Below are 11,317 nucleotides of genomic sequence, written 5' to 3'. Positions count from 1 at the left end.
GCGAACAAGGCCCTCGCCAAGGCCGGCATCGGCTGGGACCAGGTCGGCGCCGTCGAACTGAACGAGGCGTTCGCCGCGCAGTCCCTGGCCTGCATCAACGCCTGGGGCATCGACGCGGGAATCGTGAACCGGCACGGCGGCGCGATCGCCATGGGCCACCCGCTCGGCGCCTCCGGCGGCCGTATCCTGGGCACCCTGGCCCGGTCCCTGCAGGCCTCCGGGCAGCGCTGGGGCGTCGCCGCGATCTGCATCGGCGTCGGCCAGGGCCTCGCCGTCGTGCTCGAAAACGTCACCACCGCGCAGGCATAACCCGTCGGCACAACCAGTGACGGGCTGAGGGAATGCAGCACTGGCGGTCGGACACCGGGAGGTCCAAGCTTTAACCATTCGACGCAGGCCAAGTGTGGGCGTCCCGGCTCCCTGGACTGCACGGCCAGGGTGATAGCACGGCGAGGGTGACGGCACTGCGGGTGCGAGGAGAGTGACGATGGTTGACACGGCAGCGCAGACTCTTCGGGCCGGGGCGCGCAACGACCTTGTGACGCAACTGCTGGGCATCTGGCTCCTCCTGGCTGTGTTCCTGGACGGCTGGGCCCACCTGCACGTTCCCGGGCTGGAAACCTTCTTCACCCCCTGGCACGCGGCACTCTATTCGGGCCTCGTGGCCACCGCCGCGTGGACGGCAAGCGTGATCTGGAGGAACCGCCAGCCCGGGCGGCCATTGACCCGGTCGGTGCCGGCCGGCTACCGGGGCACGGTCATCGGACTGGTCCTGTTCGCCGTCGCGGGTGTCCTGGATCTGGCCTGGCACGAGATCCTGGGCATCGAAGTCTCCCTCGATGCGCTGGTGAGCCCCACCCACCTGCTGCTGGGGTTCAGCCTCTTCCTTATCCTCGGCACCGGTATCCGCAGCGCACGGGCCGCCGCCGGCGCAGAGGCCTTCAACTGGACGCCGCCTGCGCTGTTGTCGCTCGCCCTGATGACGGGCCTGGGAGCCTTCTTCCTCATTTACTGCTCGGCGTTCGTCCGGACCCCGCCGGCCGTCCCCTATCTACAGACGCCGATCGGGAGCCCCGGGCACACCCAGGCGGAGCTGCCCCCGGCCCTCGGACTGGCCAGCTATTTGGTGACGACAGCGCTGATTATCGCACCCTTCCTCTACACCTTCTCCGGAGCCCGAAGGCCGCCTTTCGGTATTGCCACCATCCTGGTCGCCGTGGTGGCGTGGCTGCCGCTGGCCATGTCGGGGCTGCGCCCGGCCGCGGTCGCCGGTGCGGCAGGAGCCACGATCATCGCGGCAGCGGCGGATCTGCTGCTTGCCCGACGGCCGGGCCCGTGGTTGAGGCGCAGGTTGCCGGCGGTCACCGCCGTGCTGGCGGCACTCATCTGGACCGGCCAACTGGCTGGGATCGCCCTGGCGGCATCGATTCAATGGCCAGTGTCGATGTGGCTGGGAGCCGTCGTGCTGAGTGCGGGACTGGCAGCGGCCCTCGCTTTCCTCAGCTCGTTGAACACCAGGAGCGTCCCGGGGCCGGCAGCTCCACGATGAGCGTCAAATCCCCACTGTTCCCGGCGCCCGGAGTGGGCTAATTTGGGGATATAGGGGAGCGCCCGGTGCCCGGCTCGTTGCCGGCTGAGGCATCCGGCCTCGCCATGGAGTAAGGAACCCACCGTGGCCTACAACGTGGCCCAAAAGCTCATCGCATCCCATCTGGTGGCCGGGGAGATGATTCCCGGCCGTGAGATTGGCCTGCATATCGATCAGACCCTCACCCAGGACGCGACCGGGACGCTGGTCATGCTTGAACTGGAGGCCATCGGGCTCGACCGGGCACAAACTGAAGTGTCCGTGCAGTACGTGGACCACAACTTGTTGCAGGCCGACAGCAGGAACGCTGAGGACCATGATTTTCTCCGCTCGGCCTGCCGCCGGTTTGGTCTGTGGTTCTCGAAGGCCGGAAACGGGGTGTCCCATCCGACCCACATGCAGCGGTTTGGCCGTCCGGGCACGACCATGGTCGGTTCCGACAGTCACACCCCGGCCGCTGGGTCGCTGGGGATGCTGGCAATCGGGGTCGGCGGCACCGAGGTAGCCCTGGCCATCGCGGGCGAGCCGCTCTACCTGAAGATGCCGGAGATCTGGGGCGTGCGGCTTACCGGCAAGCTGCCACCATGGACCAGTGCCAAGGACGTCATCCTCGAAATGCTTCGCCGGCACGGCGTGAAGGGCGGCAAGGACCGGATCATCGAGTACTACGGTCCCGGCCTCGCCACGCTGAGCGCGATGGACCGGCACGTGATTGCCAATATGGGCGCCGAACTCGGTGCGACGAGCACGGTCTTCCCGGCCGATGACCAGGTCCGGGCCTTCCTGCGCTCCGAACAGCGCGAGGACGATTTCACCGAACTCCTCGCCGATTCCGGTGCCACCTACGACGTGACCGACGAGATCGACCTGGCCACGATCGAGCCGCTCATCGCCCTGCCCAGCTCACCCGGCAACGTCGTTCCGGTGCGGGAGGTCACTGGCAGGCCGGTGGCGCAGGTCGTGATTGGGTCCTCTGCGAACCCGGGCCTGCGCGACTTCGCAATTGTCGCCGCCATCACGAAGGGACGGCAGTGCCACCCGGGACTGTCCTTCGACGTCAACCCGAGTTCCCGGCAGATCCTGCAGGACCTCACCAGGATGGGGGCCACGTTTGATCTGATACGCGCCGGAGCCCGGCTGCACCAGACCGGATGCATGGGCTGCATCGGGATGGGACAGGCCCCCGCGAACGGAAGCAACAGCCTGCGCACAATGCCCCGCAACTTTCCCGGCCGTTCGGGCACGAAGGAGGACTCGGTCTACCTGTGCTCACCGGAGACGGCCGCGGCTGCTGCGCTCACCGGAATTATCACCGACCCGCGGGACCTGGCGGAGCTCTTCGACCTTGAGTACCCCGAGATCGAACTTCCCGCGGTGTCGAGCGTGAACGTGGCAATGCTCGAGGAGCCGTTGGCGCCGGAAGAAGCCGGCAAAGTAGCACTGGTCAAGGGCGAAAACATCTCCTCGCTTCCGGTCTTCGGCCCACTCGCCGACCGCATCGAGGCACCAGTGGCCTTGGTGGTGGGCAACGATGTCTCGACGGACGAGATACTGCCAGCCGGTGCCCGCGTTCTGCCCTACCGCAGCAACATCCCCAAACTCGCCGAATTCACCTTCGACCAGCTCGACCCCACCTATGCCGACCGCGCCGCCCGTACCCGCGACTCCACCGGCCACATCCTGGTCGGCGGCACGAACTACGGTCAGGGCTCCTCACGGGAACACGCCGCTATCACCCCGCGCTTCCTCGGGCTGCGCGCAGTGGTGGCCGTCTCGTTCGCGCGGATCCACTGGCAGAACCTGGCCAATTTCGGCGTCCTCGCAGTCGAGTTCACAAATGCGGCCGATCATGACCGCATCGAACAGGACGATGTGCTCGCGCTGACAGGGATACACGACGCCCTGCTCACAGGCAAGGAGATCCTCGTGGAGAACCGGACCCGCGGCGAGGTCTACCCCGTGCGGCACAGTCTCTCCAGCCGTCAGGTGGACATGCTCCTGGCAGGTGGCCTCATCCCTTGGCTGCGCGAACGGAGAGCGCGGGAATGAGCTGCCGATCACCGCTGACGAGGATGGGTGTGCCGCGGTGAGCGGATGGCCACGGCCGGACGAGCCCTCCGGCGAAATCAGCCTCGTACTCGACCAGCGCAGCACCCTGGATCCGAAGGCTGACCTGCGCGACGGGTTGTCCGCGGTCGCCCGGCAGGGTTCCCACCTTTGGGTCGCCAATGACGAGACGACCAGCCTCGAACGGCTCACCCTGGAGGCCGGCGACCAGGCCCGCACCCACCGCAGCTTCGATCTCACCCACCTCCTTGAGCTGCCCGGGGACAAGGGTGAGATGGACATCGAGGGCCTCGATGTCGAGGACGACACGCTGTGGCTGCTTGGATCGCACAGCTCGGCCCGCAAACAGGTCAAGAACAACGCCACGCCCGCAGAAGCGCAGGATTCCCTGGCGACAGTGGAGGTCAGCCAGCGCCGTCGGGTGTTGGCCCGGCTTTCGACTAAGGACCTCCTCGATCCGGGCGGCCCCCGGACGGGGCAGCAGCAGCGCCCCGCCGTGCTGGGCCTCGGCCGGGGCACGGACCTGGTGGATCTGCTGGCCGATGACCCACATCTTGGTAGCTTCATCCAGTCCTCGACGACCGGTCGCCCGATCCCGGGCAAGGACAACGGCATTGACTGCGAGGGCCTCGCCGTAGCGGGCGACCGGGTGTTCATCGGTCTGCGCGGGCCGGTGCTGCGTGGGTGGGCGATGATCATAGAGCTCCAGGTTGGTGGCGGGCCCGGCTTGGAGCCGCAGGCGATCGGTCCCGGGAATCGTCGCTACCGCAAGCATTTCCTTCGCCTGCATGGTTTGGGCGTGCGGGATCTGTGCCGGCACGGACAGGACCTGCTCGTCCTGGCAGGACCCACCATGGAACTCGACGGGCGCGCGGCCGTGTTTCGCTGGCGGGGCGCGCTGACGTCGCAGGCCGAGGCCGTCCTGCCGAAAGACGACTTGCATTGCGAATTTGACGCGCCATTCGGCGAGGACGAGGACCATGCCGAGGGGATCACCGTTCTCGACGACGATCGGTCGGCCTTGGTGTTGTATGGGACGCCGTCGGGCAAGCGCAAGGCCGGACGCCACGCGATCAAAGCCGACGTCTTCCGCCTCAGCGCGTAGGAACCGGCGCCGCGACGGTCCCGGGGAGGTGTTCCTACTGCTGCCGGCCCACTTTTCCCAGCCAGGCCCGCAGGAGAGGAACGACGACGTCACTGTGCATCGCACCCAGGTGATCGAGTGTGGGGAGTACTTGCACATCCCACCCGGCCTCGATGAGCTCGCGCTCATGGGCAGCCAGCGGTTCGCCGATCCGCACCGTCACGTCCCCCCAGCGGGGTCCGTAAGCGATGTGATCGGCGGCGCCCGCGAACGCCAGCCGGGGCAGATCCGGCGCCAGGCCAATAGTTGAATCGTCGAAGTCCTGGAGCGCTTCGTACAGCGTGAGGAACTGGCGGGTCTGTGTCTCGTTGGTCTGTATCGTGGCGGCATCCCAGTCGCCGGGTTTGACCGGGAGGTTCACCTCCGGCGATTGTTCCGGGGACCTGGCCGCCGCCGAGTGGGCCGCCCGCGTCACCGCCAACATGCTCTTGTACGGGCCCTCGCGCGGCGGGAATCCGCCCACGATGAGCGCCCAGAGCCGGTTTGTGCGGATCGCCAACTGCAAACCGCACAGGCCCAGCCACGAATAGCCGTAGTATCCGAAGGTCTCGGCGCGTGCCGCATCAGCGATAGCCAGCAAGTCGGCGGTGACGTTCTCCGGGGTGAGGGTATCGGGCGCAGGGTGCGCCATCCGGTGCCCCTCGTAGTCGGCCGCGATTACCCGATAGGACTGCGCGAGGCCCGACACCAGATGGGGCCCGAGGTCCGGGTCCGCGCCCCACTCCCGCATCGTCTGGGCTTCCGGCCCGGACCGCGGCTTCACATTGGCAGGGATGAGGAGCGCCCGGCCGTCACCGCTCACCAGGACGGGTATTGCCGTGCCGTCATGCAAAAGGGCCTCAACCATCTCGGACACCGGGATCCTCCTTATGGCTACAGCTCCGGTAGACAAAGTCTGCCACCTGTGCGTTCGCTTCGGAACGCCCCGGAGCCATGGTGTCCCGGCCCTGCTCTGGCGCACACCGGCGCAGGGGGGCCAGAATGGGGTCGTGCTCACCCCTGATCGAACCCAGAGGAAGGACTTTCATGACGCTCTATCAGCCTGAACCGGTCGAAATTTCAACGCGGATGCGGCCGGGGGAGTGGACCGAGGAAAGCCTGGAGATGCTGGTCGCGTCATACCGCGAGCAGCTCTCGCGCATGGGGGCGGCCGCCTCCGAGATCGACGTCGCGATCGACCGCGACGAGGGAGGCGGCGTCAGCGTGGTGGCGTCCTGGCTTAAGCCTGACGTCGCGCAGGAGATGACGGAGGTGAAGGACGACACCGGACTCGTGGCGATGGACCCCGACGCCGGGTCAGTGCGGCCGGCGCGCGACGACTCCGCGCCCCGATAGTACTTCGGGACCCGCTTGCGCTCCGGCAGGGTGGTGTTCCCGAAGCAACCCTTCGATCAGAGTGGAGCTTTCGTGGCACCGCAGATTTCCGGCAACATCGATAAGAAACTGTTTGGGCTCTACCTCTCGGACCACCTCGCGGGGGCCACGGCGGGGCAGGGCCGCATGGAGCGAATGGCGCGCGACTTTACGGACACTCCCTTCCGCACAGAACTTGAAGCGCTCGCCACCCAGATCCGGGAGGAGCGGGAGTACCTGAAAGGACTAGCGGGGGATTTTGGCCTGCCACGGCGAACTCCCCGGAGGGCGGCGGCGTGGGTCGCGGAGCGTGCCGGCCGGCTCAAGCTCAACGGGCGGGTGGTGCGCCGCTCGCCGCTGACGCTGGTGTTGGAGTCTGAGGTCATGCGGTCAGCGGTGATGGGAAAGCTGGGGCTGTGGCAGACGCTGCGGGACCTCTCCGGCGATCTGGGACTGGACGGTGCCAGGTTTGACGGCCTGGCCACCACGGCTCGCCACCAGATCGCCACCCTGGACAGGGTCCATGAGTACGCCCGCCGGCGGTCGTTCTACACGAACCAGGGCAGCTGAGCAGACCGGGCATCGTCGGCTCGACCGTTCGCGTCGTGCCCTGCGCCTGGTGTGCACTGGCGCGCGCCGGCAGCGGAGACGAGAATGGGCTCGTGCTCCCTCCTCGCCCCGGCGGGGACGGCGACGCGATGAACGCCGCCGCCCGAAAGATTCAGCGCATCTATCTGACGTTGACGCTGGGCAATACCCTTGCGGCCTCGTTCATCTGGGGGATCAACACCCTCTTCCTGCTCGACGCCGGACTCAGCAACTTCGAGGCGTTTGCCGCGAATGCCTTCTTCACGGCCGGCATGGTGCTGTTCGAGGTGCCCACCGGAGTGGTTGCCGACGGTTGGGGCCGGCGCGTCTCGTTCCTGCTCGGAACCGTGACCCTCGCCGTCTCGACCTACTTCTACTACCTGCTTTGGCAGTTCTCCGCCCCGTTCTGGTGGTGGGCGGTAGTGTCGGTCCTGCTCGGCCTGGGCTTCACTTTCTTCTCCGGAGCGGTGGAGGCCTGGCTCGTCGATGCACTTCGCTTCTCGGGGTTCGAGGGCGGGATGGAAGCGGTGCTCGGGCGGGGCCAGATGGTCGCCGGAGTCGCGATGCTCGCCGGCTCTGTCGCCGGCGGCGTGATCGCGCAGGCCACCAATCTGGGCGTGCCGTTCCTGATGCGCGTGGGCGTGCTGCTGGCCATGTTCGCGGTGGCGTTTGGGCTCATGCGCGACGTCGGGTTCACCCCCGAACGCTCGACCCATCCCCTCCAGGCGACCCGGGCTGTACTCGCCGCCTCGATCGAGAACGGCTTGAAGAATCCGCCCGTACGTTACGTGATGCTGGCCGCGCCGTTCACCGCCGGCGTCGCCATCTATGTGTTTTACGCCCTGCAGCCGTACCTGCTCGAGCTCTATGGGGACCCCCACGCGTATTCCGTCGCGGGCCTGGCGGCGGCCATCGTGGCCGCGGCGCAGGTGCTCGGCGGCTGGATGGCTCCGCGCATCCGGCGTCTTGTCCGTCGGCGCACCACCGTGTTGATCCTGAGCAGCGTCATGGACACGGTGATCCTGGTGGTGCTCGGGTTCACCCACGTGTTCTGGGTGGCCCTGGTGCTGTTGGCGCTCTGGGCAGTGGTGTCATCGGCGGGCATACCGGTGCGGCAGGCGTACCTGAACGACATGATCGCCTCGAAGCAGCGCGCCACAGTGCTCAGCTTCGATTCACTCATGGGCTCAAGCGGTGGCGTGGTGGTCCAGCCGCTGCTCGGCCGGGCGGCAGATGTGTACGGCTACGCGGCGTCGCTGGCCATCGGCGGCGTGATCGAGTTGATCGCGTTGCCGTTCCTGCTGGCGAGCCGCCGGCAACGCCACCAGGCCGATCAGTCCAACGCCCCGACCAGCACCAACACCGGAACCCAGCCGGCGTAAGAGGCCAGCCGGAATAACACTTCGGCCTCGCTCCTTACTTGGCGGGGCCTTCGGGGCCTACAGTGGGCGTGTAGAACCGTCGACAGGAGCGCCTCAGTGATTACCCTGCAGATCGAACACCAGGTCCGGGATTTTGACATGTGGCGGAGGGCTTTCGACAGCGATCCGCTGGACCGCGCCGCGTCGGGCGTGCGGTCATTCCGGATCTCGCGCCCGCTTGACCAGCAGGATTACGTGATGCTGGAGATGGACTTCGATACGCAGGCGGCGGCGGTGGACTTTCTGGGCCGGCTGCAGAACGATACGTGGAAAACGGGTGTGACGGCGCCGGCGCTGGTGGGTGAGCCGTCGACCAGAATCATCGAAACGGTCGCCATCGAGAACGTGGCAGCCGCTGACCGCGACCTTCGGTAGAACGTCTGCGCCGATGCGGGGATCACAAGACGCTCACGTCATGCGTTTCGCTGTTGCCCCTGCTGTCCCTGGACGGGGTCCTGCGCGCTCCGCGGAGACACCGTGAGGGTGGCGACGCGTTCCAGCCCCGGATGCAGGTGGTCGCCGTCGTCCACCACCCCGGTCTGCCACCACAATTTCAGCCCTTCCGGTACCACTTCCAGGTAGGCCAAGTTGTTTTGGAACCAGGGCCCCCGGATACCGGACCAGTGGAACGGCGGGTCCGGCACCTTGGCCGAGCGCGCGACCAAGGCGCCTACCGGGGTGGCCAGGCCGTAGGACATTACGGCCGCGAAAGACCTCATCAGGCGGGGCAACGGGTTGCGGATGGGGGAGCAGACGGCCTGCAGGATCCGGCTGCCCGAGGCACGCTCCACCTCCGCCACATAGGAGTAGTGGACGTCCCCGGAGAGGAAGGTGATTGTTTCCGGTGCCGGGCCGCGCTTGCCGTCGGCCACTTCGCTGGCCATGGCCGCCAGTTCCCTGAAGCTGTTTTGGAATGCGCCCCAGTGTTCCAGGTCCAGCGCCTGGCGCAGCTTCTCGCCGGCCCAAGCGGCGCGGTTTCCCCATGCACCTTCAGAGACGGCCTCATTCCACGACTCGACGTAGTGCAGGCCCATCGGCAACAGGAAAGGCAGGGACGTCGCCACGAGCAGGTGGCGGAAGCCGCCTTGCATCCGGTCGTCCAGCCAGGCCATTTCCACCGCGTCAACCAGCGCCCGGTCGTCCGGCGTCAGGTCCCGTGCTGCGCGGGAGTCAACCACGATCAGCCGGGTGTCGCCGAAGTCGCGGCAGTAGCTCCACCGGTAGGATTTCGGGTCCCGATCAGCCCGCTCCGCGAAGCTGTCCAGCTCGGCGCCCACATCGAGCTCATCCCCGCCGGTGTGCCCGATGATCCGCTGCCACACGGCATCTTCCGCCCGTTCCTGCGGTGACAGGTTCCCCAGATGCTGGTAGACCCAGTACGAGGCCAGTCCCGCGACGATCCGCCCATGCCACCACGAGGTCGCCTCCATCTTCTTCTTCCAGCTCAGCGAGGTATTCCAGTCGTCGCGGATGTCGTGGTCATCGAAGATCATGGCGCTGGGCAGGGTGGACAGCAGCCATCGGTTCGCGGGGTCTGACCAGGCCAGATAGTACAGGTGGGCGTATTCCTCGTAGTCCTTGAGCTCTTCGCCGGGGGGTGCCTTGATGTCGCGCCGGCCGCGGATGAACTCCTGCATCTGTTCGCTGGTCAGGTCGGCATACACCTGGTCTCCGAGGAAGGCCAGCAGATCCGGCCACGGCAGGTCTCCGCCGGAGGCCATCTTCAGCGCATAGGCGCGCAGAGAGTCGACGCCATGGGTCCGGTTGCCGGATGCATCGTGCGGGACGCTGGTCCTGCAGGAGCCGTAAGCCATCCGCAGCGGCCTGCCGGTGGCCAATGTGGCGATCATTGACGGCGGAAACCCGGATGAGGGGTCGGGCCAGACCTGTGTTCCGTTGATATCGAGGGCGTACGGCGTCACCGTGCCGGGCTCCAGCCCGTCCAGTTCCACCAGCGCGTAGTGGTGGCCGTGAACTGCGAATGTGCGGGCCTCCCAGCCCCGGCCGCCGGCACGGATGGAAACCCGGGCAGCGGTTTGGGTCTCCACCCAGACACTCGCCGACGTCTCATCCACGTACCGCACCATTGGGCCGAGCACCAGGGAAGGGGTGGTCATGAATCAGTTGTACCCGCTCCGGCCGGTTGCGGCCATGGCGTCAGGAAAGTCAAAGCGCAACGAAGGCAGCGTCAATGCCCCTGTGGCGGTTCCTTGGGTGTCCCTCCGAGGGCCGGGGTACTGGCGGAATCGCCCGGTCCCTGGGCGAGCTGGTCATGGAGCCTGCTGATCTGGGCCACGAGGCGGGCACGTTCCTCGCTGCCGATGGCTTCGTCCGACCGCTTCCGCAGATTGGTTGCTGCCGTCACACTTTCAATGAGCCAGGAGGACACCACCGCCGTGACCATGCTCAGGACTGCAAACCCGCCGACCATCAGCGCGGCCGCAGCCCACCGGCCCGGAACGGTTACGGGGTAGTAGTCGCCATAGCCGATCGTTGTGATGGTGACAATTGCCCACCACAACGAGTCGCCCATCGAGGTGATATTCGCGTTCGGTGCGCCCTTTTCGAAATTGAAGACGCTCAGGGCGACCGTGTAAAGCAGGAGGATCGCGGAGACAATGACGTAGGCCAGGACGCGGGTCCTGATGGCGGTGCCCGGTGCCCGTTCCATGACCCGGCGCAAGGTGAACGGACGCAGGAGCCGCAACGGCCGCGCAACGGGGAGCACCACCATGAGCAGGTCCAAGGGGTGGCGGACGAACCACCGGCCCCGATGGGGCGCCAGGAGCAACTTCACAATGTAGTCGGCGCCGAAGGCCACCCACGTTGACCCCACGACGATTTCGAGAAGGTCGGCGTAGGGCTGCGGCGGTTCGGCAATCACGAGGATGGAGTAGGCCGCCAGAAAAACAAAAGCCGCACCGACGAGGGGCCACTCGGAATACTTTTGCCAGGTTTCTTGCCTCATGGCTGAATGCTAGGACTTTGTCCCGCGGATGTCCTCACGAAATTGCCACACTGTCCCTAAGCCAGCCACCAGCTGGCAGCGGGCCACCCGCGGAGCGCTGACAACTGTCGCCGGCAGCGGTACATTGGCCTTCTGAGGTGGCAGACCGAGGCTGGGCACGGCAGACCACATGGCCAGACCCTGCGGAG

Annotated in this window: 10 protein-coding genes and 1 pseudogene; 8 read left to right on the top strand and 3 right to left on the bottom strand. The window is 66.8% G+C overall.

What is annotated here, in order from left to right; genetic code table 11:
• The 4 genes and pseudogenes from AC1DZV_RS02390 to AC1DZV_RS02375 all read left to right on the top strand — a co-directional run.
• Positions 1-309, top strand: a pseudogene (locus tag AC1DZV_RS02390) (3-oxoadipyl-CoA thiolase); the annotation flags it as partial.
• A 178-nt stretch (positions 310-487) separates the two neighbouring features.
• Complete coding sequence (locus AC1DZV_RS02385) at positions 488-1,549, top strand: hypothetical protein (protein ID WP_476949755.1); 1,062 nt, start codon at positions 488-490, stop codon at positions 1,547-1,549.
• A 123-nt stretch (positions 1,550-1,672) separates the two neighbouring features.
• Positions 1,673-3,637, top strand: a complete 1,965-nt coding sequence (locus tag AC1DZV_RS02380) for an aconitate hydratase (RefSeq protein ID WP_476952828.1) — start codon at positions 1,673-1,675, stop codon at positions 3,635-3,637.
• A 37-nt stretch (positions 3,638-3,674) separates the two neighbouring features.
• Positions 3,675-4,760 (top strand): DUF3616 domain-containing protein, encoded by a 1,086-nt coding sequence (locus AC1DZV_RS02375; RefSeq protein ID WP_476952827.1) that lies wholly within the window; start codon positions 3,675-3,677, stop codon positions 4,758-4,760.
• A 34-nt stretch (positions 4,761-4,794) separates the two neighbouring features.
• On the opposite strand, the gene AC1DZV_RS02370 is transcribed toward AC1DZV_RS02375, so the two are convergent.
• Positions 4,795-5,646 (bottom strand): alpha/beta hydrolase, encoded by an 852-nt coding sequence (locus tag AC1DZV_RS02370; protein ID WP_476952837.1) that lies wholly within the window; start codon positions 5,644-5,646, stop codon positions 4,795-4,797.
• 179 nt (positions 5,647-5,825) lie between these two features.
• Here AC1DZV_RS02370 and AC1DZV_RS02365 point away from each other — a divergent pair, with 179 nt between their 5' ends.
• From AC1DZV_RS02365 to AC1DZV_RS02350, 4 genes are all read left to right on the top strand, one after another.
• A complete protein-coding gene (locus AC1DZV_RS02365; RefSeq protein WP_476949752.1) occupies positions 5,826-6,134 on the top strand; it encodes a hypothetical protein in 309 nt (102 codons plus the stop codon).
• Positions 6,135-6,206: 72 nt separating this feature from the next.
• The gene (locus tag AC1DZV_RS02360) at positions 6,207-6,722 is read left to right on the top strand and encodes a hypothetical protein (RefSeq protein WP_476952826.1); all 516 of its coding nucleotides are present in this window, start codon (positions 6,207-6,209) and stop codon (positions 6,720-6,722) included.
• 128 nt (positions 6,723-6,850) lie between these two features.
• A complete protein-coding gene (locus tag AC1DZV_RS02355) occupies positions 6,851-8,122 on the top strand; it encodes an MFS transporter (protein ID WP_476952836.1) in 1,272 nt (423 codons plus the stop codon).
• A 96-nt stretch (positions 8,123-8,218) separates the two neighbouring features.
• Positions 8,219-8,536, top strand: coding sequence for a hypothetical protein (locus AC1DZV_RS02350; RefSeq protein WP_223917034.1), 318 nt, complete (start codon positions 8,219-8,221; stop codon positions 8,534-8,536).
• A gap of 38 nt (positions 8,537-8,574) precedes the next feature.
• Here AC1DZV_RS02350 and AC1DZV_RS02345 read toward each other — a convergent pair whose 3' ends face one another.
• Both AC1DZV_RS02345 and AC1DZV_RS02340 read right to left on the bottom strand, forming a co-directional pair.
• Complete coding sequence (locus AC1DZV_RS02345; protein ID WP_476952825.1) at positions 8,575-10,278, bottom strand: alkaline phosphatase D family protein; 1,704 nt, start codon at positions 10,276-10,278, stop codon at positions 8,575-8,577.
• A gap of 71 nt (positions 10,279-10,349) precedes the next feature.
• Complete coding sequence (locus AC1DZV_RS02340) at positions 10,350-11,129, bottom strand: potassium channel family protein (protein ID WP_476952824.1); 780 nt, start codon at positions 11,127-11,129, stop codon at positions 10,350-10,352.
• Between the last annotated feature and the right edge of the window lie 188 nt (positions 11,130-11,317).

Source organism: Arthrobacter sp. P1_D12, from assembly GCF_056406175.1.
This window is presented reverse-complemented; position numbering and strand designations above follow the sequence as displayed.